Annotated in this window: 19 protein-coding genes; 11 read left to right on the top strand and 8 right to left on the bottom strand. The window is 71.0% G+C overall.

Features of this window, described 5'->3' with window-relative positions:
* Position 1: 1 nt before the first annotated feature.
* The gene (locus ACERZO_RS14005; RefSeq protein ID WP_372665054.1) at positions 2-1,834 is read right to left on the bottom strand and encodes an ABC transporter substrate-binding protein; all 1,833 of its coding nucleotides are present in this window, start codon (positions 1,832-1,834) and stop codon (positions 2-4) included.
* A gap of 169 nt (positions 1,835-2,003) precedes the next feature.
* Between ACERZO_RS14005 and ACERZO_RS14000 the strand changes: the two genes are divergently transcribed.
* On the top strand, positions 2,004-2,831 hold the full coding sequence (locus ACERZO_RS14000) for a M55 family metallopeptidase (RefSeq protein WP_372665053.1): 828 nt from the start codon (positions 2,004-2,006) through the stop codon (positions 2,829-2,831).
* On the top strand, positions 2,824-4,122 hold the full coding sequence (locus tag ACERZO_RS13995; protein WP_372665052.1) for a M20/M25/M40 family metallo-hydrolase: 1,299 nt from the start codon (positions 2,824-2,826) through the stop codon (positions 4,120-4,122). Before ACERZO_RS14000 ends, ACERZO_RS13995 begins: the two co-directional genes overlap by 8 nt.
* Here the strand turns inward: ACERZO_RS13995 and ACERZO_RS13990 are convergent.
* Positions 4,112-4,750, bottom strand: coding sequence for a class I SAM-dependent methyltransferase (locus ACERZO_RS13990; protein WP_372665051.1), 639 nt, complete (start codon positions 4,748-4,750; stop codon positions 4,112-4,114). The two genes, ACERZO_RS13995 and ACERZO_RS13990, sit on opposite strands and share 11 nt — an antisense overlap.
* A 42-nt stretch (positions 4,751-4,792) precedes the next feature.
* Entirely contained in the window at positions 4,793-6,424 is a 1,632-nt protein-coding gene (locus tag ACERZO_RS13985; protein WP_372665050.1) for a tannase/feruloyl esterase family alpha/beta hydrolase, read from the bottom strand.
* A 145-nt stretch (positions 6,425-6,569) separates the two neighbouring features.
* Here ACERZO_RS13985 and ACERZO_RS13980 point away from each other — a divergent pair, with 145 nt between their 5' ends.
* The 5 genes from ACERZO_RS13980 to ACERZO_RS13960 all read left to right on the top strand — a co-directional run bounded on the left by ACERZO_RS13980 (position 6,570) and on the right by ACERZO_RS13960 (position 16,720).
* A complete protein-coding gene (locus ACERZO_RS13980; RefSeq protein ID WP_372665049.1) occupies positions 6,570-10,880 on the top strand; it encodes a GH92 family glycosyl hydrolase in 4,311 nt (1,436 codons plus the stop codon).
* Positions 10,881-10,937: 57 nt separating this feature from the next.
* Positions 10,938-11,270, top strand: coding sequence for a YciI family protein (locus ACERZO_RS13975; protein WP_372665048.1), 333 nt, complete (start codon positions 10,938-10,940; stop codon positions 11,268-11,270).
* Positions 11,206-11,397 carry a hypothetical protein gene (locus tag ACERZO_RS13970; RefSeq protein ID WP_372665047.1) on the top strand — a complete coding sequence of 64 codons (192 nt, stop codon included), beginning with the start codon at positions 11,206-11,208 and terminating at the stop codon, positions 11,395-11,397. Before ACERZO_RS13975 ends, ACERZO_RS13970 begins: the two co-directional genes overlap by 65 nt.
* Positions 11,398-11,516: 119 nt before the next feature.
* Complete coding sequence (locus ACERZO_RS13965; RefSeq protein WP_372665046.1) at positions 11,517-14,639, top strand: GH92 family glycosyl hydrolase; 3,123 nt, start codon at positions 11,517-11,519, stop codon at positions 14,637-14,639.
* A complete protein-coding gene (locus ACERZO_RS13960) occupies positions 14,636-16,720 on the top strand; it encodes an FUSC family protein (protein ID WP_372665045.1) in 2,085 nt (694 codons plus the stop codon). Before ACERZO_RS13965 ends, ACERZO_RS13960 begins: the two co-directional genes overlap by 4 nt.
* A 47-nt stretch (positions 16,721-16,767) precedes the next feature.
* On the opposite strand, the gene ACERZO_RS13955 is transcribed toward ACERZO_RS13960, so the two are convergent.
* From ACERZO_RS13955 to ACERZO_RS13940, 4 genes are all read right to left on the bottom strand, one after another.
* On the bottom strand, positions 16,768-17,397 hold the full coding sequence (locus ACERZO_RS13955; RefSeq protein WP_372665570.1) for a DUF4360 domain-containing protein: 630 nt from the start codon (positions 17,395-17,397) through the stop codon (positions 16,768-16,770).
* Positions 17,398-17,638: 241 nt separating this feature from the next.
* Entirely contained in the window at positions 17,639-18,493 is an 855-nt protein-coding gene (locus ACERZO_RS13950) for a TIGR03560 family F420-dependent LLM class oxidoreductase (protein WP_372665044.1), read from the bottom strand.
* Between the two features lie 2 nt (positions 18,494-18,495).
* A complete protein-coding gene (locus ACERZO_RS13945; protein WP_372665043.1) occupies positions 18,496-18,861 on the bottom strand; it encodes a VOC family protein in 366 nt (121 codons plus the stop codon).
* Complete coding sequence (locus ACERZO_RS13940; RefSeq protein WP_372665042.1) at positions 18,858-19,262, bottom strand: nuclear transport factor 2 family protein; 405 nt, start codon at positions 19,260-19,262, stop codon at positions 18,858-18,860. The genes ACERZO_RS13945 and ACERZO_RS13940 overlap by 4 nt, the downstream gene beginning before the upstream one ends.
* 89 nt (positions 19,263-19,351) lie before the next feature.
* Between ACERZO_RS13940 and ACERZO_RS13935 the strand changes: the two genes are divergently transcribed.
* The 4 genes from ACERZO_RS13935 (at position 19,352) to ACERZO_RS13920 (ending at position 21,918) form a co-directional block, all read left to right on the top strand.
* Positions 19,352-19,783, top strand: coding sequence for a MarR family winged helix-turn-helix transcriptional regulator (locus ACERZO_RS13935; protein WP_372665041.1), 432 nt, complete (start codon positions 19,352-19,354; stop codon positions 19,781-19,783).
* A gap of 103 nt (positions 19,784-19,886) precedes the next feature.
* Complete coding sequence (locus tag ACERZO_RS13930) at positions 19,887-20,867, top strand: malate dehydrogenase (RefSeq protein WP_372665040.1); 981 nt, start codon at positions 19,887-19,889, stop codon at positions 20,865-20,867.
* A gap of 122 nt (positions 20,868-20,989) precedes the next feature.
* A complete protein-coding gene (locus ACERZO_RS13925) occupies positions 20,990-21,571 on the top strand; it encodes a ClpP family protease (protein ID WP_364456468.1) in 582 nt (193 codons plus the stop codon).
* Between the two features lie 17 nt (positions 21,572-21,588).
* Entirely contained in the window at positions 21,589-21,918 is a 330-nt protein-coding gene (locus tag ACERZO_RS13920) for a hypothetical protein (RefSeq protein ID WP_372665039.1), read from the top strand.
* A gap of 57 nt (positions 21,919-21,975) precedes the next feature.
* On the opposite strand, the gene ACERZO_RS13915 is transcribed toward ACERZO_RS13920, so the two are convergent.
* A complete protein-coding gene (locus ACERZO_RS13915) occupies positions 21,976-22,407 on the bottom strand; it encodes a DUF6294 family protein (protein WP_372665038.1) in 432 nt (143 codons plus the stop codon).
* Positions 22,408-22,409: the final 2 nt, after the last annotated feature.

Here is a 22,409-nt window from a genome sequence, read left to right as displayed (position 1 = left end):
CTTACTCGCGGTCCTCTGTGGTCTTGTTGCGGCGGCTGATGACGACCCCGCCGACGACGATGATCACCACGACGATCGCGCCGACGACGATCCACACGACCGTGCCGCTGCTGCCGGAGTCGGCGGTCGCCTCGGTGCCGGCCGGCGTGGCGCCGTAGACGCCCCAGTAGCCGGTCTGCTCGAGGATCGCGCCCTTGGGCTGCGGCTGGGTGGTGAAGGCGGAGAACTTGTCGGAGCGGTAGGCCTCGAGCGCGTTCTGGTAGTCGAGCACGATCGTCGGGAACTGGCTGTAGAGCCGGGCCTGGGCCTGCTTGACGTAGTCCGCGCGCTTGGCGTCGTCGGTCTCGGTCAGCTGCTTCTTGTAGAGCTCGTCGTACTGGGGGTCGCAGAAGAACGTGTCGGTGCTGCCGCCCTTGCCGTCCGGAGCGGGGCGCGCGCCGCAGGTGTGCAGCGAGAGCGCGTAGTCCGGGTCGGGGTTGGTGCCGTAGCCGCCGATGGCGAGGTCGTACTTGCCGACGGCGGTGCGGTCGGACAGCTCGTCGTCGGAGACGAGGTCCTGCTTGACGGTGATGCCGATGTCCTTGAGCCAGCCGGTGACGTACTGGGCCACGCCCTGGTCGTAGCTGCGGTTGGCGTGGCCGGTCAGGCGCAGTTCCAGCTTGCCGCCGCCGGGGGCGATGCGGACGCCGTCGGGGCCCTTCTTGTAGCCGGCCTGCTCGAGGGTGGCGTTGGCGGCGGCGAGGTCGAACTTGACCTTTTCGCTGTCGCTGGGGTCCCAGTGGTAGGCGCTGTAGACGGCGGGCACGACGCCGCCGCCGACCTGGCCGAGTCCCTTGAGGACCTTGTCGACGATGGCCTGGGTGTCCACGGCCTGGGTGATGGCCTTGCGGACGTTGATGTCCTTGAGGACCGGGTTGCCGTCACCGATGGGGTTGTTCGCGTTGTCGGTGACGCCGAAGTTGATCGACAGCTCGTCGTAGCGGCGGCCGGGCGCGGCGTTGGTGGTGATGCCGTCCTGGCCCTGCAGCGCGGCGAACTGGTTGGGGTTGAGCCGGTTGATGACGTCGACTTCGCCCTGCTTGAGCGCGTTGACCGCGGCCTCGGTGTCCTTGAACTGCAGCAGCTGCAGCTCGTCGATCTTCGGGGCGCCGCGCCAGTAGTCCTTGTTCGCCTTGAGCTTGACGTACTCGTTGGGCTTGAACTCGGTGACCTGGAACGGGCCGTCGGAGACGCCGGCGATCTTGAGCTCGTCGGTCTCGGGGGCCTTGAGGTCCTTGACCGGCTCCCAGATGTGCTGCGGCACGATCGGGACGTCGAGCAGGTTCATGTTGACCTGCACGGCCTTGGTCTTGATGACCAGGGTCGTGTCGTCGGGCGCGGTGACCGTCTCGAAGTTGGCCACGTAGTTGCCGTTGGCGGTGCGCGCGTTCTCGTCGGTGAGCATCCGGTTGAACGTGTAGGCCGCGTCCTTGGCGGTCACCGGCTGCCCGTCGCTCCACTTGGCGCCGCTGCGGATCTTGAACGTCCAGGTCAGCTTGTCCGGCGACGGCGTCCAGGACTCGGCGAGCGCGGGCGAGGCCTCGGCCTTCGCGGCGTCCGGGACGGTGAGGAACTCGTAGGTGAACCGGCCGATCTGCGTGGACGCGGCGAGCACCGCGGTGAACGGGTTCAGGTGGTCGATGCCGGTGGTCAGCGCGACCCGCAGCACCTTGCCCTGCTGGGCTTGGGCGGGCACGGCGAGCGGGATCCCCGCCAGCGCCGCGGCCGCGACGACCGCGCCCGCGCGGCCGAACCGCCCGATTCCGCGTTGGAAATGCACCAAAAACCACCCCATCGTTCTCGCTGTGAGCCTCCCCAAGGACGAGAAGTAACCACATACGGCCACAACCGCGCAATATGTTGCCGCTGCGGCAGGTGTCCGATCGTTATCGATCGGTTTCGGTGACGCTGCGTGATCGGGGAGCTGTGCCGGGGTCCGCGGCGGGCTGGCTAGAGTGCCGGGCATGCGCATCCTGATCTCGGCGGACATGGAGGGCGCCACCGGCGTCACCTGGACCGACGACGTCGTGCCCGGTTCGCCGCAGTGGGACCGCTTCCGGCGGCTGTTCACCGGCGACGTCAACGCGGTGCTGGCCGGGCTGTACGAGGCCGGGGCCGGGGATGTGCTGGTCAACGAGGCGCATTCGTCGCAGCGGAACCTGCTGCTGGAGGACCTGGACCCGCGGGCGCGGATGCTGACCGGGCGGCACAAGCCGCTGTCGATGATGCAGGGGATCGACTCCGGTGTGGACGGTGTGGTGTTCCTGGGCTACCACGCCGGCGCCGGGTTCGACGGCGTGCTTTCCCACACCTACCTGGAGAACCAGATCACCGGGGTGTGGCTGGACGACGTCCCGGCGAGCGAGGGCCGGCTGAACGCGGCGATGGCCGCGGAGTACGGCGTCCCTGTCCTGCTCGTTTCGGGTGACGACAAAACGTGTGACGACGCCCGTGACTACGCTCCGGAGGCGGAGCTGGTCCAGGTGAAGGAGTGCGTGAGCCGGTACGCGGCGATCTGCCTGCCGCCGGCGCGCACGGCGGACCTGCTGACCGGCGCGGCGGCCGACGCGATGGCGCGCGCCGGGCGTGAAGAACGCCGGGTGGGGGCGCACCGGATCGAGGTGGAGTTCGACGCGAGCCACCTGGCGCAGGCGACGGCGGTGATCCCGACGGTGGAGCAGATCGGGACGCGCCGGGTCGGGTTCGACGCGCCGGACATGACCGAGGCGATGAAGGCGTTCAAGGTCGTCACGGCGATCGCGGCGGGGGCGGTGCAGGGCATCTATGGCTGACGTCGTCGAGCTGTGCGCGGACCTGATCCGGTTCGACACGACCAACCGCGGGAACAACGACGCCAACCCGGAGCGGCCCGCCGCCGAGTACGTGGCCGCGTTCCTGGACGGTCTGGGCATCCCGTCGCGGATCCTCGAAGCCGCTCCCGGCCGGGCCAGCGTGATCGCGCGCGTGCCGGGCACGGACCCGTCGCTGCCGGCGCTGCTGGTGCAGGGGCACCTGGACGTCGTGCCGGCGGACGCCGCGGACTGGTCGGTGCACCCGTTCGCCGGCGAGGTCCGCGACGGCTGCCTGTGGGGCCGCGGCGCGACCGACATGAAGGACTTCGTGGCGATGGTCCTCGCCGCGCTGGCCGGCGGGCTGCGGCCGCGGCGGGAGCTGGTGCTGGCGTTCGTGGCCGACGAGGAGGACCGCGGCGAGTGGGGCGCGCACTGGCTGGTCGCTTCCCAACCGGAGTTGTTCGAAGGCTGTGCGGCGGCGATCAGCGAGTCGGGCGGCTACACCTACCACGTCCCGGCGGCCGACGGCCGTGACGTGCACCTGTACCCGGTGGGGACGGCCGAGCGCGGCACGGCCCACCTGCGGCTGACCGCCCGCGGCCGGGCGGGGCACGGATCGCGGCCGAACGACGAGAACGCCGTCACCCGGCTGGTGGGCGCGCTGCACCGGATTTCGGCGCACCGCTGGCCGGTGTCGCTGACCCCGGCGGTGCGGGCGTTCCTGGAGCGGACGGGCGCGGCGCTGGGCGTACCGGTGGATCTGTCCTCTTCGGACTCGGTGGACGCGGCGGTGGCCGCGCTGGGGCCGGCGGGGTCGCTGGTGCTGCCGACGGTCCGCAACAGCACGACCCCGACGATGCTGGACGCGGGCTACAAGGTGAACGTGATCCCGTCGACGGCGTCGGCGCAGGTGGACGTGCGGGTGCTGCCGGGCACCGAGGAGTCGCTGCTTCTTGCTGTGGACGAGCTGCTCGGCGAAGGCGTGACGCGGGAGTTCGTGGCGCACCAGCCACCGGTGCAGGCGCCGGTGGACTCGCCGTGGTTCTCCGCGATGGCGTCGGCGTTGAAGGCCGAGGATCCCGAAGCGGTGGTGGTGCCGTACTGCCTCGGGGGCGGGACGGACGCGAAGGCGTTCGCGCAGCTGGGGATCGCGAACTACGGGTTCGCGCCGTTGTGGTTGCCGAAGGGCTTCCCGTACCGGGCGATGGCGCACGGGGTGGATGAGCGGGTCCCGGTGGAAGGCCTGCACTTCGGGACCCGGGTGCTGTCCCGGTTCCTGGCTAGCGCGTGAACTCCGCCCAATAGCGCGCGCCTTCGCGGATGGTCTCCAGGCTGAGCAGCTTCACGCCGTCCTGGGCGACCGATTCGATCTCCGCGCGGCTGAACGGCCACGGCGGGCCTACCCACGTCTCCATGTCGAAGTGCTCCTCCGCCACTTCGCAGACCAGCATCGTCCCGTCCGGAGCGAGGAAGCCGGCCAGGGACGTCAGAGCCGCGGGGCGGAAGTCGCGGGGCATCGCCTGGACGTTCATGATCTCCACGACCAGGTCGAACGCCTGGTGCCACTCCCCCGGCGGCTTCAGCAGGTCCGCCACCACGTAGTCCACTCGTGACTCCGGGAAGCGCGCGCGGGCGGCGTCGACCGCGGCCGGGGCGACGTCGAAGCCCGTCACCGCCCAGCCCGCCGCCGACAGCAGCTCCGGGTCGTCGCCCAGGGCGCTGCCCACCACCAGTGCCCGGCGGCCCTCGCCCGGCTCCACCCAGTCGGCGAGGTCGGCGTTCGGCGCGCCGCGGGTCCACGGGACCTCGGCCTCGCCGCGGGCGGCCGCGGTGTACAGCTCGTCGAACCAGCGGGTCGGGCTGCCGTCAGCGAGGGAGGCGCGGGAGAGCACTCGGTCGGCGGGTTCCGGCGTCGTCATGGGCGTGACCTTAGCGGCGGCGCCGGACCCGTGGGATCCGTTTTACCTCGCTACCGGGCCGGGAATCGCGTACAGGTGCTCACCGGCCCAGTGGACGACGTCCCGGACCGGCGAGGCGGGCGGCGCCGGGCGGAAGTTGGCCGCGTCGTCGGTGCTTCCGGTGCCGTCGTAGACCGCGCGCTGCGGGTAGGCGAACACCGGTCGCGTCCGCGTGACGTTCCCGGCGGCGTCGCGCCCGGTCGCGGTCACCACCGTCGGCGTGGCGCCGCGTTCGACCCAGGCGACCAGCTGCTTGAGCGGGTCGAACTCGGTGAGCGTGGTGCCGCCGCCGCAGTGGTAGAGCGACGGGACCATGAACAGCCGGACCCAGTCCTGGGCGTGGCCGCGGGTGAGCCGCTGGTAGTAGTCGAGCGTGCCGGCCGGCGGGATGGCCTCGTCGGCCCAGCCGTGCCACAGCAGCAGCTTGCCGCCGCGCTTCTGGAACGCCGACAGGTCGAGGCTCAGCGCGTTGTAGCGGACGCCGACCGGGGTGAGCCGGTCGAATTCGCGGCGGGTGAAGGCGAAGGTGTCCACCGTCGAGGCCGGGGCGCCGATCGGGTAGCCGAGGTAGCGCAGGTAGTTGTCGGCGAGGCTGCGGGCGAAGGCGACGCCGCCGGTCTCGGGCGTCGCGATGATCCACCCCGCCCAGGACAGCTCGGAGCCGGGCTCCTGGCCGCCGGGGTAGAGCAGCGTCCCGTGGGCGTCGGTGGGCGGTGAGTACAGCTTGCGCACGACCGCGACCTGGGCCGGGGTGAGGCAGGACGGCGTGTCGGCGCCGGCGCAGGTCAGCGTGGCCGGCTCGAAGCGGCAGGCACGCGGGTCGTCGAGCTGGCCGTCGGTGAGCCCGTCGAGGCGGTCGCAGGCGGCGAGCACGGCGTTGTGCAGCGCGGGCAGCTTGGCGGCGGTGAGGACCGGGCTGCCGTCGGCGGCGGCGTTCACCCGCGCGAGCCACGTCTGGTACTCCCCGAGCAGCGGGCCCCAGTAGTTCGCGGGGGCGCCGGCGTCGATGCCGTCGAAGTCCGCCGGGTAGCGCTGGGCGAGGAGCAGGCCTTCGCGGCCGCCGTCGGAGCAGCCGGTGAAGTAGGACTTGCGCGGCGGGGCGCCGTAGAACGCCTGGATGATCGCCTTCGACGCGCGGGAGACGACGTGGGGTGCGCGGAACTCGAAGTCGTCGCGCGCGGCCTGGTCGTGCGCGCCCCAGCTGCCGTCGTCGACGACGGCGGGGGTGGTGCCGACGTGCCCGTCGTCGGTGGCGGCGACCGCGACGTCGCCGCCGTGGGGCAGGCCGCAGTCGGCGAAGGCGGGCGGGTTGACCAGGCCGCAGAAGCCGCCGCAGCCGTACTGCAGGTAGCGGCCGGCATAGGTCTTGGTGGGCAGCCGCAGCTCGAAGCGGACGGCGGGTTCGACGTAGCCCTGGACGCCGCAGTACTCGGGGTCGGTGGCGGTCGCGGGGACGACGGCCGCCGACGTGACGTGCGTGGCGGCGCCCGGGAGGGCGAACCCGCGGACCAGGTCGCCGCAGGCGGTGATCGGCCGGACGGGTGACCCCGTCGCGGCGGTGGCCGTCGCCGGGGCGAACCCGGTGGCGGCGAGCAGGAGTGTCGTGAGTGCGGTGAAGATCCGGACTGGTCTCATGGGTTCCCCATTCCCTCGGTTGTCCAGTTCTGGCCAGGTTTGCCGACCGGTCTTGACATCGATGTCACCCGCGCGTTTCGCTCTCTGGGCGCCGCCGGTCCCCGTCCGTCGGTCCCCAGTTCACCCTCCAGAGCTTGGAGCAACGATGCCCCGAAGCGCCAGACCGCCGGTCGCTTTCCTGGTGACCGCCGCCGTGGTCGCCGCCGGCCTGGTCGCCCTCCCCGCGACGGCGTCCGCCGCCGAAGAAGCCCTCCCCGCGGACTTCTCGTCCTCCTTCGAGCCCGGTGACGTCCAGCCGACCTGGACCGACACCGTCGACACCGACGCGGCGGGCAAGCCCCGCGCGTCCGGCATCAACGGCGCGAACGGCACCGCCATCCCCGGCGACATCCGCGGCAAGGTCACCGAGACCAGCGCGAGCAGCGAGAACACCGGCGGCGGCGAGGTCGTCTCGAATCTCGTCGACGGCACGACCGACACGAAGTGGCTGTCGTGGGACCCCACGGCGTGGGCGCAGATCACGCTCTCGGAGCCGACGTCGATCACGCACTACGCGCTGTCCTCGGCCAACGACTTCGACAACCGCGACCCGAAGGACTGGACGCTGCAGGGCTCGAACGACGCCCTTGTCTGGACCGACGTGGACAAGCAGACCGACCAGGCGTTCACCGCCCGGTTCCAGCAGAAGGACTACCGGCTGGCGGCGCCGACCGCGGCGTACAAGTTCTTCCGGCTGAACATCACCCGCAACAACGGCGGGCCGATCCTGCAGCTGTCGGAGCTGCTGCTGGCCAACGACGAGCCGGCGCCGCCGCCGCTGCCGAACATGCGCAGCTTCGTCGACTCCGGCCCGACCAGCGGGTACACGAACAAGAACCGCGTCGGCTTCACCGGGCTCAAGGCGTTCCGCTACTCGGGCAGCCAGACCGCCGACGGGCACGGCTGGTCCTACAACAAGGTCTTCGACGTCGACGTCCCGGTCGTGGCCTCGACCGAGCTGTCGTACGAAGTGCAGCCGCAGTTCATCACCGGCGACCTGAAGTACCAGAGCACGAACGTCGCGGTCGACCTGGTCTTCACCGACGGCACCCGGCTGCGCGACCTGGGCGCGACCGACCAGTACGGCTTCCCGCTGACGCCGGAGGGCCAGGGCGCGAGCAAGGTCCTCTACACCAACCAGTGGAACCTGGTGCGCTCGGCGATCGGGCAGGTGGCCAAGGGCAAGACGATCGACCGGATCCTGGTCGGCTACGACAACCCCGACGGCCCCGGCTCGCTGCAGGGCTGGCTGGACGACGTGAAGATCTCCGCCACGCCGACGCCGCCGGCGAGCACCCGCCCGAGCGACAACGTGCTCACCACGCGGGGCACGATGGCCAACAGCACGTTCTCCCGGGGCAACAACTTCCCGGCCACGGCGGTGCCGCACGGGTTCAACTTCTGGACCCCGGTGACCGACGCCGGGTCGAGCAGCTGGCTGTACAACTACAGCACCCAGAACAACGCGCAGAACCTCCCGCAGCTGCAGGCGTTCAGCGTCAGCCACGAGCCGAGCCCGTGGATGGGTGACCGGGAGTCGTTCCAGGTGATGCCGTCCGCGGCCGCCGGGGTGCCGGACGCCAACCGCGACGCGCGGGCGCTGGCGTTCAAGCACAGCGACGAGGTCGCGCGGGCGCACTACTACGGCGTGCAGTTCCAGAACGGGATCAAGACCGAGATCGCGCCGACCGACCACGCGGCGATGATGCGGTTCTCCTTCCCGGGCGCGGACTCGAGCCTGATCTTCGACAGCGTCAACAACTCCGCCGGGCTGACCCTCGACCCGGCCACCGGCACGCTCTCGGGCTACACCGAGACCAACGTGTACGCCGGGGCCGGCCGGATGTTCGTCTACGCGACGTTCGACAAGCCGGTCACCGCGGGCGGCAAGCTCACCGGGCAGGGCCGCGACAACGTCACCGGCTACCTGCGGTTCGACGCCGGCGCCGACAAGACCGTCAACATGCGGATCGCGACGTCGCTGATCAGCCTCGAGCAGGCGAAGAAGAACCTCGCCCAGGAGATCGCCCCCGCCGCGACCTTCGACACCGTGCGCGACGCGGCGCAGAAGGCGTGGGACGACCAGCTGAAGGTGATCGAGGTCGAGGGCGCGTCGAAGGACCAGCTCACGACGCTCTACTCGAACCTGTACCGGCTCTTCCTGTACCCGAACTCCGCGTTCGAGAACACCGGCACCACCGACAAGCCGGTCTACAAGTACGCGAGCCCGGTGTCGCCGAAGGCCGGCCCGGACACCGCCACCCAGACCGGGGCGAAGGTGGTCGACGGCCAGATCTACGTCAACAACGGGTTCTGGGACACCTACCGCACGACCTGGCCGGCGTACTCGCTGCTGACCCCGGACATGGCCGGCAAGATGATCGACGGCTTCGTCCAGCAGTACCGCGACGGCGGCTGGATCTCCCGGTGGTCGTCGCCGGGTTACGCCGACCTGATGACGGGCACCAGCGCGGACGTCGCGTTCGCCGACGCCTACCTCAAGGGCGTGAAGAACTTCGACGTCAAGTCGTTCTACGACGCGGCGCTGAAGGACGCGACGGTGACCCCGCCGAACAACGCGGTCGGCCGCAAGGGCATCGACGAGGGCATCTTCCTCGGCTACTCCCCGAACACCGCCGAGCACGGGTTCTCCTGGTCGATCGAGGGCTACGTCAACGACTTCGGCATCGCGAACCTGTCGAAGAAGCTCTACGACGAAGCGCCCGCGACCGACCCGCGCAAGCAGGAGTACCTGGCGAACTACGAGTACTTCACCAACCGGGCCCAGCAGTACGTGAACGTGTTCGACCCGAGCGTCGGGTTCTTCCAGGGCCGGGACGCCGCGGGCAAGTTCAGCCGCTCGCCGCAGGAGTACGACCCGCGGGTGTGGGGCATCGACTACACCGAGACCGACGGCTGGGGCATGGCGTTCTCCGTGCCGCAGGACGGTCAGGGCCTGGCCAACCTCTACGGCGGCAAGGCGGGCCTGGCGAAGAAGCTGGACGCGTTCTTCGCCGACCAGGAGACGGCGAACTTCCCGGGCTCCTACGGTGGCGTGATCCACGAGATGCGGGAGGCGCGGGACGTGCGGATGGGCCAGCTCGGCCACTCCAACCAGGCCTCGCACCACACGCTCTACATGTACGACTACGCGGGTCAGCCGTCGAAGACGCAGGCGAAGGTCCGTGAGGCGCTCTCGCGGCTCTACACCGGCAGTGAGATCGGCCAGGGCTACGCGGGCGACGAGGACAACGGCGAGCAGTCGGCGTGGTGGACCTTCAGCGCGCTGGGCTTCTACCCGCTGCAGATGGGCAGCCCGAACTACGCGATCGGGTCGCCGCTGTTCAAGAAGGCCACCATCCACCTGGCCGGTGGCAAGAACCTGGTGATCAACGCGCCGAAGAACAGCGCGAAGAACGTCTACGTCCAGGGCGTGAAGGTCAACGGCAAGGCGTACTCCTCGACGTCGCTGCCGCAGGACGTCATCGCCCGCGGCGGGGTCATCGACTTCGACATGGGCCCGAACCCCTCCACCTGGGGTACCGGCCCGAACGACGCGCCGAAGTCGATCACCACGGGTGACGCGGTGCCGGCGCCGCTGCACGACGAGACCGGCACGGGCAAGGGCACGCTGTCCACTTCGGACGGTTCCAACGCCGGTGCGCTGCTCGACAACACCTCCCGCACCCAGGCCGCCGTCACCGGGGCCGTTCAGTACCAGCTGAACAACACCGACGAGGCCGTCACGCAGTACACGCTGACGTCCCAGACCGGTGCGGGCGACCCGAAGAGCTGGACGCTGAAGGGCTCCTACGACGGCAAGACCTGGGCCGTGGCCGACCAGCAGGTGAACCAGGCGTTCACCTGGCGGCAGCAGACCCGCGCGTTCAAGGTGGCCAACCCGGCGCACTACGCCTACTACAAGCTCGAAGTGACCGCGACCAGCACCGGCGCCCCGGCGCAGCTGGCCGAGTTCGAGCTGCTGGGCAAGCCGGACGCCGCCTGCACCCGCACCGTCACGGGGGCGTCTTCCGGCCCGCTGACGGTGTCGAACGGCACGGTCTGCCTGCAGGACGCGACGGTGTCGGGTCCGGTGACGGTCTCGCCGGGCGCGTCGCTGGTGGTGCGCGGCGGCTCGATCAACGGCCCGCTGTCGGCCACGGGTGCCGGCCAGGTCGTGCTGAACCGCACGAAGGTGGGCGGGCCGGTGGCGATCACCGGGACGACCGGGACGGTGTCGATCGAGCTGACCCAGGTGGGCGGCCCGGTCGCGCTGACGGCCAACCACGGGCCGGTGCTGACATCGAGCACGATCGGCGGCCCGCTGGCGTGCGCGGCCAACTCCCCGGTGCCGACGGACTACGACCTGCCGAACACCGTCCGCGGCCCGGCCGCCGGGCAGTGCGCGAAGATCTAGTCCGGTAGCCGAGTGGATGCCCTCCCCGCGGTCTCGTGGGGAGGGCATCCACTCGTCATGGAGTTCTTCTGCTACCACCGGGACCGGCCGGGCTCGGCGTCCTTGCGCCGGGAGCTGCTGGCGGAGCACTGGTCCTACCCGGACCGGTTCCCGGGGATGATCGCGCGCGGCCCGACGTTCGAGGGCGAGCGGCCGACGGGCAGCGTGCACGTGCTCGACCTGCCCGACGCGGCGGCCGCGCGGGCGTTCGCGTTCGAAGAGCCCGGGTACCAGGCCGGCGCGTACCGGGACGTGCTGCTGCGCCGCTGGCGCATCGGGAGCGCCGGTGCGGGTCGAGGGGCCGCGGGACGAGCTGATCGCGTGCGGGCCGCTGCTGTCGGACGACGGTGAGGCGTGGCTGGGGACCGCGGTGCTGCTGCGGGCGCCGGACGTCGAGTCGGCGCGGTCGGTGCTGAGTCCGGGGCGGTATGCCGGGGTCGAGGTGCACCGCCGGCGGTTCGGCGGCCGCCCGGACTGAGCACCGGGCGGCCGCCGCGGCCGGGGAGCAGCAGCCTCGGTGCCAACGGTGTGCGTGCTCACCGGGGCCCGCCCTCGCGTCGGGCACACGCTACGCCGTTCGGCCGATACGGTGGGCGTATGTCCGACGCCGTGTTCTCCTCCTCGTTCGAAACCGGTGACCCGCGGCCCGCGGACCCCGCCCTGCGGGTGGACAGCGGGCCGGACCGCTCCCCCACGGCCAAGACCGGCGTCGGCTTCACCGGGGCGAACGCCCTGCGCTACACCGCGCGTCCCCGCAGCGTCCTGTTCGAACTCGACGTCCCGGTCACCGAGCGCACCGAGCTGTCCTATGTGGTCTTCCCGCGCTCCGACGGCGACGTCCCCGCCTACCACGCCACCCGGGTCAGCCTCGACGTCGAGTTCGCCGACGGCGCGAGCGCGGGCTTCGACCCGGTGGACGACAAGACGCTGTGGGTGGACCAGTGGAACCCCGTCCGCCGCCCGCTCGGGGCGTTCGCCGGCCGCCGGATCGCCCGGATCGTGCTGCGCACCGACGCGCCCGGCGAGATCACCGGTTGGCTCGACGACGTCCGCGTCGCCGAACGCCCCGACCCGCCGCGCGACCCCGTCGACCACGTCCGCACCACCCGCGGCACGCACTCCAGCGCGGATTTCTCCCGCGGCAACAACTTCCCCGCCACGGCGGTGCCGCACGGGTTCAACTTCTGGACCCCGGTCACCGACGCCGGGGTCACCAACTGGCTCTACTCCTACCACCGCCACAACGACGAGGAGAACCGCCCGGCGCTGCAGGCGTTCGCGCTCTCGCACCAGCCGAGCCCGTGGATGGGCGACCGGCACACCTTCCACGTCATGCCCGGCACCGGCCCGGTCGAGCCCGACCGCCGCAAGCGCGCGCTGGCCTTCTCCCACGACGACGAGACCGATTCGCCGCACCACTACGGCGTCCGGTTCGCGGGCGGCGTCACCGCCGACCTCGCGCCGACGTCGCACGCGGCGATCCTGCGTTGCACCTTCCCCGACGGCCGGGGCTGGCTGCTGTTCGACAACGCCGCCAACCGCGGCGGCCTGCGCCTGCACCCGGCGACCGGGGTCGTCACCGGGCACACCTGGGTCCGCAGCCGGCTGTCGGCGGGCGCGCGGCGGATGTTCGTCTACGCCGAGACCGACGTCCCGGCCGCCCGCGGCGGGAAGATCCGCCGTCCGTTCTGGCGGACCGTCACCGGCGCCCTGGAGTTCGACGCGCCCGAGGTGACGCTGCGGATCGCGACGTCGCTGATCAGCCTCGAGCAGGCCAAGCGCAACCTCGAGCTGGAGATCCCGGCCGGCACGACGTTCGAGCAGGTCCGCGACAGTGCCCGCGAACTCTGGCAGGAGCGGCTCGGCAAGATCGAGGTCGAAGGCGCCACCGAGGACCAGCGGACCACGCTGTACTCCAACCTGTACCGGCTGTTCCTCTACCCGAACGTCGCCCACGAGAACACGCCGAAGGGGATCCGGCACGCGAGCCCGGTGCGGCGCCGGTGGTGGCCGAGCACCCGCACGCGCACCGGCGCGAAGGTCGTCGACGGCGAGCTGTACGTCAACAACGGCTTCTGGGACACCTACCGCACCACCTGGCCCGCCTACGCGCTGCTCACCCCGGCCGAGTGCGGCCGGATGGTCGACGGGTTCGTCCAGCAGTACCGCGAAGGCGGCTGGATCTCCCGCTGGTCCTCCCCCGGCTACGCGGACCTGATGACGGGCACCAGTTCGGACGTCGCGTTCGCCGACGTCTACCTCAAAGGCGTCCGCAACTTCGACGTCGAAGCCGCCTACGACGCGGCCTTGAAGAACGCCACCGTCACCCCGCCGCGGCGCGCGGTCGGCCGCAAGGGCCTCGAGGAGTCGATCTTCCTCGGTTACACCCCGGTGTCGGTCCACGAAGGACTGTCCTGGGCGCTGGAGGGGTGCATCAACGACTTCGGCCTCGCCAACCTGTCGGAGGCGCTTTCCCGGGAGAGCGCCGGACCCCGCGCCCGGATGTACGCCGACTACGCCGCCTACTTCCGCGAGCGCGCGAAGCACTACGTCCACCACTTCGACCCGGCGATCGGCTTCTTCCAGGGCCGACACCGCGACGGCCGCCGCAAGTTCGCACCCGCCGGCTACGACCCGGCCGCGTGGGGCGGCGACTTCGTCGAGACCAACGCGTGGAACACCGCCTTCACCGCACCCCACGACGGCCCCGGCCTCGCCGCGCTGCACGGGGGCAACGCCGGCCTGGAAGCCAAGCTCGACACTTTCTTCGCCACCCCGGAAACCGGCCGGCGCCCCGGCGCGTACGGCGGGCTCATCCACGAGATGACCGAGGCCCGCGACGTCCGCATGGGCCAGTACGGCCACTCCAACCAGCCCTCGCACCACATCCCGTACGTCTACAACCTCGCCGGCGCGCCCGCGAAGACGCAAGCCGCCGTGCGCGAAGTGCTGCGGCGGCTCTACCTCGGCAGCGAGCTCGGGCAGGGCTACCCCGGCGACGAGGACAACGGCGAGATGTCCGCGTGGTGGGTGTTCAGCGCCCTGGGCTTCTACCCCCTGGCCGTCGGCAGCCCGCGCTACGCGATCGGGTCACCGCTGTTCGAGAAGGCGACCGTGCACCTCGGCGACGGCAGGAAGCTCGTCGTCCACGCCCCCGGCAACACCGACGGGACCGTCTACGTCCGAGGCCTCACGGTCGACGGCGAACCGCACGACGCGACGACGATCGCCCACGCCACCCTGGCCGCCGGCGCCGAGCTGGTCTTCGACCTCACGACCGAACCCACCGGCTGGGGCGCCCCGCCGCCGCCCGCCGCGCCGCCGGTTCCGGTGACCGACCTGACCGGCACCGCGACCGCGTCCGACCACACGAGTGTCGACGCGCTCTTCGACGACACCACGCGCACCCAGGTCACCTTCCGCGCCGCCACCCCGGCCATCACCTTCACCGTGACCGGCGAGCCGCGCGAAGTCACGATGTACACGCTCACCTCGGGCACCCGCCGCGGCGACCCCGGCGCGTGGGTCCTCGAAGGCTCCGACGACGGCACCCACTGGACCACCCTCGACGAACGCACCGGCGAACTGTTCCGCTGGCGCCGCCAGACCCGCCCGTTCACGCTCGCCGCCCCGGCGGCCTGCCCGCACTACCGGCTGCGGATCACCGCCACCCGCGGCGGCCGCGCCACCCTCGCCCAGTGGGAGCTGCTCGCCCGATGAACCACTTCCGCACCGCCGCGCTCGACCGGCTGGCCGCGGCCGACCCCGGCCTGGTCCGGCTGCGGCTGGCCGGGTCCGCCGTGCTCGGCATCGTCCTCGCCGTGGCCGCGCTGCTGCCCACGCACGTCCCGCTCACCGTGATGCTGGTCGGCGCCATCGCCGCCATGATGACGGCGTTCACCGTCAACGACGCCACCCCCGGCGGCCAAGCCGGCACCCTCGTTCTCGCGTTCCTCACCGGGGCCGCGTCGATCACCGTCGCCAGCCTCGGCTCCGCGCTGCCGCCGATGGACAGTGTCGTGTTCGTCCTGCTGATCTTCGTCGCGGTCTACGCCCAGCGCTTCGGCGCCCGCGGCACCGCGCTCGGGTCGATCGGGTTCTTCCTGTTCTTCTTCCCGATGTTCCTGCAGGCCCACCTCGCGCAGGTCCCGCAGCTGCTGATGGCGCTCGGCGTCGGCGTGCTGGCCAACGCCGTGGTCCGGTTCGTCCTGCTGCGCCACAACGCCGAAGCCGAGTTCCTGCGCGTGCGCCGCGCCTTCCGCGCGCGCCTGGCCGCGGTCGTGCGGGCCACCGAGGCCTACCTCGCCGTCAACGGCAGCGAACGCACCCGCAAGCAGCTCCGCCACGCACTGGCCCGGCTCCACGAGTGCGTCCTGCTCATCGAGGACGCCGCCCCCGACGTCGTCGACGCCCGCGCCGCCGACCGGCTGCGCCGCCGCGCCATCGAGGTCGAGCTCGCCGTCCAGTGGCTCACCATCACCGTCCAGCGCACCTGCTCCGCCGAACTCGCCGCCGACGTCCGCGACGACCTCGTCGCCCGGCTCGCCCGCTTCCGCGCCCTGATGGAACGCGACCCCCGCGAGCTCCCGCTGATCAGCCAGACCGGCGAATACAGCCGCATGCTCGTCGAAGGCAGCCGCATCGGCGAACACGCCGCCCCCGGCGACGGCGTCCGCAAGGCACTGGCCGAGCTCGCCCTCGCCGACGACCGCGCCCAGCGCGCCGCCGCCCCCGAGTCCACAGTGGACCCCCTCGACGACGAAGACGACGAGCCGACCCCCGCGTTCGCCTACGACAACCGCACCCGCAGCGCCATCCAGGCCGTCGTCGGCGGCGGGCTCGCCGTCCTCGGCGGCGAACTCGTCTCCCACCAGCGCTGGTACTGGGCCGTCCTCACGGTCTTCGTCGTGTTCATCGGCGCCTCCAGCGCCGGCGCCACCTTCGTCAAGGGGGTCCGCCGCCTCGGCGGCACCCTCATCGGCATCGTCGGCGGCGTCCTGCTCGCACTCCTGGTCGGCGGCAACACCGCCGCCACGCTCTCGCTGATCCTGGTCTGCGTGTTCGGGATGGTCTACACCGCCCGCGTCTCCCAGGTCGTGATGGCCTTCTTCATCACCAGCATGCTCGGCCTGCTCTACAGCCTGCTCGGCACCTTCAGCCTCGAAGTCCTCTGGATCCGCGTCGCCGAAACCGCGGTCGGCGCCGCCGCCGGCATCCTCGCCGCCGTCGTCATCGTCCCGGTCCGCACCCGCTCGGTCATGCTCGACGACATCTGCGCGGTGCTCGACGAACTGGCGGAGTTCCTCGAACACACCCGCGACCTGCTCGCCGGCGAAGAGAACGTCAACATCATCGAACTCTCCCGCGACCTCGACCGCGCCGTCGAACAGGTCCGCACCACCGTCGAACCGCTCACCCACCCGGTCAACCTCCGCAGCGCCCGCCGCGACTACGGCTGGCACGTGCTCACCACCCTCGAAACCATCGCCTTCCGCGCCCGCCACGTCGCCGCCCGCGCCCAGCCCGGGATGCTCGCCGGCCCCGACACCGACCGCCTCCGCCAGTTCACCGGCCGGCTGCTGGCCAACATCGACGTCCTCCGCAAAGCACTCGACGCACCGGGTGGCCCCACACCCGGCACGCTCGTGCGCGACGACGGCACCCCGGTGTCCGACCGCGTCGACCAGGCCGAAACCCGCGCCGTCCTCTCCAGCCTCAGCCACCTCGACGAGGCTCTCGTCTCCCTCGGCCGCGTCTTCGACGTCCAGGCCACCGACCCCCGCGCCCCCGCGGAGAAGTGACCACCGGGGCGGCGCGCGGCGCGCCGCCCCGGTTCACCGCGGTCCGGTCACGGGCACTGCAGCCACGCGAAGTGGTACACCGTGGTGATGCTGCCGTCGGTCGAGTCCATCGTGACGTAGCTCGTCGTCTTCTTCGGATCCGACGTCCCGGCCGCGGCCCGCAATTCCGTGTTGATGTTCAGATTGCGTTCCTCGCCGCACGGCTTGAACACGATCGCACCGACTTCCGTCGAATCGGTGAAATGCCAGTCATCTTCGAACGGTCCCGCCAGCGGGTGCTGGACGTAAGCGGTCGGAGAATTACCCTGGAAATAGTAGTTGGCTCTTTCCAGGCCGGTCGCACCGCGTTCCAGGTGGGCGAATCCGCGGTAGTCGGCCTGCGCGATTCCGTAGGTGAACCCCTGCGGAACGTGCACGCGCAGGCCGATCTGGCAGTTCTTCCGCGCGTCCAACGGGCCGGCGCCGACCCCGACCAGCGCCGTGTAAGCGCTGTAGGTCACGGTGAACGCCGTGTTGTCCTGCGAGACCGCCACCGCCGACGTGTTCGGCGGACAGCCCGTGCCGATGGCGTTCACGACGTCGATGACGATTTTGTCGGGCGGCGGAGGGGTGTTCCACGAATGCGGGGTGACCACAGAGGACAGCGCCAAAACGGCAGCAACGACCGCAGAAAGCATCGGAATCCTTCCCAATACATTTCCATTGGGGACGGGGGCGCCGACCATGGTAGCGAATGGATCATGGTCCGAAACCCCGCTGAACGGAGCAACACGCAGTAGCCGTCCCGCCACGCGGTATACCGATAATTTCGAGCCGTCATTTCACCGGCACGGATGAAAAGGACCGGAAAACGATTTCGCGCCGCCGGACCACCGCCCGCCGTCCGCGATCACCCCGCGACGTCCGGGCTTGATCGTTTCACTCCGCCAGCAACCCCGCGACCCGCCCCAGCGTCGCGACCCCCGCCGCCGACCACGGCCCGGCCGTGATCACCACCGCGTGCTCGATCCCCCACTCCGCGAACTCCGCGCACCGCCGCGCGAACGACTCCGCGGACTCCCCGGGTGACAAGCGCGTGCTGATCGTCTTCTCGACCTCCCCGTACGGCCGCCCGGCCTCCTCGCAGTGTCGCGCGAGGACGGCCAGCTTGTGCCGAACGGTCTTACCCCCGTCCGGGATGTCGAACACGTTGCACGCGTCGGCGTACCGCGCGACGAGCCGCAAGGTCCTGCGCTCCCCCGCCCCGCCGATCAGCACCCGCGGGCGGCGCACCGGCCGCGGATTCCCGATCGGACGGTCGAGGCGGTAGTGCACGCCCTCGAACGCCGAGGAGTCGCCGTCCCACATCCGCCGCGCCAGCCGGAGGGTTTCCTCCAGCCGCTCGAAGCGCTCGCCCACCGGCGGGAACGGCAGGCCCATCGCGCGCGCCTCGCCGTCGTGGTGCCCGGTGCCGATCCCGAAGCGGGCCCGCCCGCCGGAGAGGACGTCGAGCGTGGTGACCGCCTTGATCAGCAGCGCCGGCGGCCGGAACGTCACCGCCGACACCATCGTCCCCAGCCCGATCCGGCTGGTGCGGGCGGCCAGGAACCCGAGTGTCGTGTAGGCCTCCGGCATCGCCGAATCCGGCGTGCTGTTCGGGTCGGCCTGCAGCAGGTGGTCGGGCACCCACAGCGTGTCGAGACCCGCGTCCTCGGCGGCCACCGCGATGCCCGCCAGTTCGCCGGTCAGCTCGTCCGGCCACGAGAAGTCCGTGACCCCGATGCTCAGCCGCACGGCTACCCCCTCGTGAGCAGTTCCAGGTTGTGGCCGTCCGGGTCCTCGAAGTAGACGCCGCGGCCGCCGTTCATGGAGTTGATCTCGTCGGCCCGCTCGTGGAACGGGTCCGCCCAGTACGTGACGCCGGCCCGCTCGATCCGCGCCAGCGCGGCGTCGAAGTCGTCCTCGCCGACCAGGAACGCGTAGTGCTGGCTCGTCACGCGATCCACCCGCAGGTAGTCCAGCGTGACGCCGTTCGCGAGCCGGATCGGCACGAATGGCCCGGCGACCGGCTCCGTGCGCAGGCCCAGGATCCCGGCGAGGAACTCCGCCGACTTCTCCCGGTCGGTGGCGCACACGATCGTGTGGTTCAGTTCGACGCTCATCGCCCGTCGCCTCCCGGCGCGAACGGCGGCGGGCCGCCGATCGGGCTCAGGTGGATGCCGGCCAGGCGCCACCGGTCGCCGGCGCGGACCAGCACGTGCGTGGCGCGGAACCGGCCGTTCACCGGGTTGCCCCGGTGGGTCGCGAGCTGGTCGTGGACGCCGACCGCGATCGCGGTGCCGCCGAAGTCGCGGACCTCGACGTCGGTCCAGTTCAGCTTCTCGGTGACCAGGCCGCCGCCGGTGTAGCGCCCCAGCCACGCGTCGCGATCCAGGACGAAGCCGAGCGGGCCGACCAGGCGGAAGCCGTCGGCGACCAGGCCGGCCAGGACCTCGGTGTCCCCGCGCTCTTCCGCGGCCGCCCACACCCGGCCGAACTCGCGGACCTCTTCTTCGGTGCTCATCGCGTTCCCCTTCCGGTTCGATGAGCACAACGTTAGATCTCTAATGATTAGATGTCAAACGCTTAGACCTCTGCGGTAAGGTACCGGTCGTGCCAGCACCCACCACCGCCCCCATCGGCGTCGTCCTCGCCCGCACCGCCAAAACCGCGGGCCGCGCGTTCGACCAGGCCCTCGCCGCCGCCGGCGGCTCCCAGCCCGTCTGGCAGATCCTCATCTCCCTCAAGACCAGACCCGTCGCCAACCAGCGCGAACTCGCCGACGCCGTCGGCATCCAAGGCGCGACCCTCACCCACCACCTCAACGGCATGGAAACCGCCGGGCTGGTCACCCGCCGCCGCGACCCGGAAAACCGCCGCGTCCACCTCGTCACCCTCACCCCCGAGGGCGAACAGCTCTTCCTCAAGCTCGCCTCAGCGGCCATCGCCCACGACGAACGCATGCGAAAAGGCCTCACCGACGCCGAGATCGCCCAGCTCGCCGACCTCCTCCACCGCCTCGCCGCCAACGTCACCGACGACTGAAAAGCGATCCACGCAACAGTGACTGGACGCACCCGACCAGCAACGCCCAGGAGGGATAGGCTCCACACCACTAGCCAAAGTCGTCTCAAGCTGGAGTACCGCAATGACCCAAGCCCCTGTCAACGTGACCGTCACCGGCGCCGCCGGCCAGATCGGCTACGCGCTGCTCTTCCGCATCGCTTCCGGTCAGCTCCTCGGCCAGGACGTCCCGGTGAAGCTGCGGCTCCTCGAGATCCCGCAGGCGGTCAAGGCGGCCGAGGGCACCGCCATGGAGCTCGACGACGGCGCCTTCCCGCTCCTGGCCGGCACCGACATCTTCGACGACCCCAAGCAGGCCTTCGAAGGCACCAACATCGCCCTCCTCGTCGGCGCCCGCCCCCGCAGCAAGGGCATGGAGCGCGGCGACCTCCTCGAGGCCAACGGCGGCATCTTCAAGCCCCAGGGCGAAGCCATCAACGCCGGCGCCGCCGACGACATCAAGGTCCTCGTCGTCGGCAACCCCGCCAACACCAACGCCCTCATCGCCCGCTCGCACGCCCCCGACGTGCCCGCCGACCGCTTCACCGCGATGACCCGCCTCGACCACAACCGCGCCCTCGCCCAGCTCTCCAAGAAGCTCGGCGTCCCCGTCACCGAGCTCAAGAAGCTCGCCATCTGGGGCAACCACTCCGCCACCCAGTACCCCTCGGTCCAGCACGCCGAGGTCGGCGGCAAGGCCGTCGAGGTCGACCAGGCCTGGCTCGAGAGCGACTTCATCCCCACCGTCGCCAAGCGCGGCGCCGCCATCATCGAAGCCCGCGGCCTCTCCTCCGCCGCCTCGGCCGCCTCCGCCGCCATCGACCACGTCTACACCTGGGTCAACGGCACCCCCGAAGGCGACTGGACCTCCGCCGGCGTCGTCTCCGACGGCTCCTACGGCGTCGCCGAAGGCATCATTTCGTCCTTCCCCGTCACCGCCAAGAACGGCAAGTACGAAATCGTCCAGGGCCTCGAGATCGACGACTTCTCCCGCGCCCGCATCGACGCCTCCGTCGCCGAACTCATCGAGGAGCGCGACACCGTGCAGAAGCTCGGCCTCATCTGAGCCCCTCGCCACGACCAGGGCCGCCGTCCACATCGGACGGCGGCCCTTTCGCGTCCGGCGAACACCGCACGCTCACAGCGAAACCACCACCACCGGCCTGCCCACGGCCCTACCGTCAGCCCATGACCCTTCTCGCCGCACCCGACATGCAGGCCCCGAGCACCGCCCCCGAAGACTCGGTCTACCAGCAGCTCCTGCGCGACCGCATCGTCTTCCTCGGCTCCGAAGTCAACGACGACGTCGCCAACCGCCTCATCGCCCAGCTCCTCCTGCTCGCCGCCGACGACCCGGCGAAGGACATCACCTTCTACATCAACTCCCCCGGCGGCTCGGTCACCGCCGGCATGGCCATCTACGACACCATGCAGCTCGTCAAACCCGACGTCGCCACCTACGGCCTCGGCTTCGTCGCCTCCATGGGCCAGTTCCTGCTCTCCTCCGGCACCCCCGGAAAGCGCTACCTCCTGCCCAACACCCGCATCGTCATGCACCAGCCCTCGGCCGGCATCAGCGGCGCCGCCACCGACATCGCCATCCAGGCCGAGGTCTTCGGCAAGATGAAGCGCCGCATCGCCGAAATCACCGCCCGCCAGACCGGCCAGAGCGTCGAACGCATCACCACCGACGCCGACCGCGACCGCTGGTTCGACGCCGAGGAAGCCCTCTCCTACGGCTTCGTCGACCACATCGTCGCCGGCGCCTGACACACCCCTGGCGGGGGATGCCGGCGCCGTGTGCGTCCCCCGCCAGCCGCCACCGCCACGCTCGACCGCATAGCGAAGTCTCCGCGGACCAGTTCGCGGCGGGCTACGACCGCCTCCTCGCACCCCTCGCCGAAGCCGGCGACATCCGCATCTACGACGACGTGCGCCGCGACTGGCGAACCGGCCTCGACCCGAAGATCCGGGCCGTGCGGCACCTCGCGGCCGAGTACGGCGCCCACCTGGTCGCCGCCGACCGCATGTTCGCCGAGCTCTCCGCGGAAACCGGACCGGAACACTGGTCGGCGGACTGTGCCCTCGCGGAAGCCTGGCTCGACCTCGTCTCCTAGCTGTAGCGATCGCTCGCCCCGGTGCCGCACGGACACCGGGGCGAGCGATCGCGGCGATCAGCAGTGACTCGTCAGCCTCATGCTCTGGATCCGGTCGAACGACCCCGCGTCGAACCACCACGTCCACTGGTTCTTCACCGTGCCCCGCACGAACTTCGGGTCACCCCCGTGCGTGATCGGGCCCAGCACGAACCCGTTGACGTCCGTGGCGACCGGCCACATCAGCCACGCGTCGTCGCTGTCGCTGCTGTTGATGATCGCCTCGAAGGACGCGCTGCCGTTGCGGTTCAGCGTCCACTTGGCCCGCTCCATCGCGCAGTCCCCCGCGGTGATGCGGCCCCAGCTGAACCAGCAGGAACCGGCGCCCGTGCAGGTCGCCTGCGTGGTCGCCGCCGACTGCGTCCCGGCCGATGCCGGCCCGGCGAACAGCACGCCCAGCGCCAGCACGAACAAGGCCACGATGACCGAAACCCGACGTGATCCGTTCATCG

This window comes from Amycolatopsis kentuckyensis (genome assembly GCF_041679295.1).
Taxonomy (GTDB): domain Bacteria; phylum Actinomycetota; class Actinomycetes; order Mycobacteriales; family Pseudonocardiaceae; genus Amycolatopsis; species Amycolatopsis kentuckyensis_A.
This window is presented reverse-complemented; position numbering and strand designations above follow the sequence as displayed.

Coding starts and splice junctions, on each gene's coding strand:
- ACERZO_RS14005 (WP_372665054.1), bottom strand. CDS start 1,834: ATGGGGTGGTTTTTGGTGCATTTCCAACGCGGAATCGGGCGGTTCGGC.
- ACERZO_RS14000 (WP_372665053.1), top strand. CDS start 2,004: ATGCGCATCCTGATCTCGGCGGACATGGAGGGCGCCACCGGCGTCACC.
- ACERZO_RS13995 (WP_372665052.1), top strand. CDS start 2,824: ATGGCTGACGTCGTCGAGCTGTGCGCGGACCTGATCCGGTTCGACACG.
- ACERZO_RS13990 (WP_372665051.1), bottom strand. CDS start 4,750: ATGACGACGCCGGAACCCGCCGACCGAGTGCTCTCCCGCGCCTCCCTC.
- ACERZO_RS13985 (WP_372665050.1), bottom strand. CDS start 6,424: ATGAGACCAGTCCGGATCTTCACCGCACTCACGACACTCCTGCTCGCC.
- ACERZO_RS13980 (WP_372665049.1), top strand. CDS start 6,570: ATGCCCCGAAGCGCCAGACCGCCGGTCGCTTTCCTGGTGACCGCCGCC.
- ACERZO_RS13975 (WP_372665048.1), top strand. CDS start 10,938: ATGGAGTTCTTCTGCTACCACCGGGACCGGCCGGGCTCGGCGTCCTTG.
- ACERZO_RS13965 (WP_372665046.1), top strand. CDS start 11,517: ATGTCCGACGCCGTGTTCTCCTCCTCGTTCGAAACCGGTGACCCGCGG.
- ACERZO_RS13960 (WP_372665045.1), top strand. CDS start 14,636: ATGAACCACTTCCGCACCGCCGCGCTCGACCGGCTGGCCGCGGCCGAC.
- ACERZO_RS13955 (WP_372665570.1), bottom strand. CDS start 17,397: ATGCTTTCTGCGGTCGTTGCTGCCGTTTTGGCGCTGTCCTCTGTGGTC.
- ACERZO_RS13945 (WP_372665043.1), bottom strand. CDS start 18,861: ATGAGCGTCGAACTGAACCACACGATCGTGTGCGCCACCGACCGGGAG.
- ACERZO_RS13940 (WP_372665042.1), bottom strand. CDS start 19,262: ATGAGCACCGAAGAAGAGGTCCGCGAGTTCGGCCGGGTGTGGGCGGCC.
- ACERZO_RS13930 (WP_372665040.1), top strand. CDS start 19,887: ATGACCCAAGCCCCTGTCAACGTGACCGTCACCGGCGCCGCCGGCCAG.
- ACERZO_RS13925 (WP_364456468.1), top strand. CDS start 20,990: ATGACCCTTCTCGCCGCACCCGACATGCAGGCCCCGAGCACCGCCCCC.
- ACERZO_RS13920 (WP_372665039.1), top strand. CDS start 21,589: ATGCCGGCGCCGTGTGCGTCCCCCGCCAGCCGCCACCGCCACGCTCGA.
- ACERZO_RS13915 (WP_372665038.1), bottom strand. CDS start 22,407: ATGAACGGATCACGTCGGGTTTCGGTCATCGTGGCCTTGTTCGTGCTG.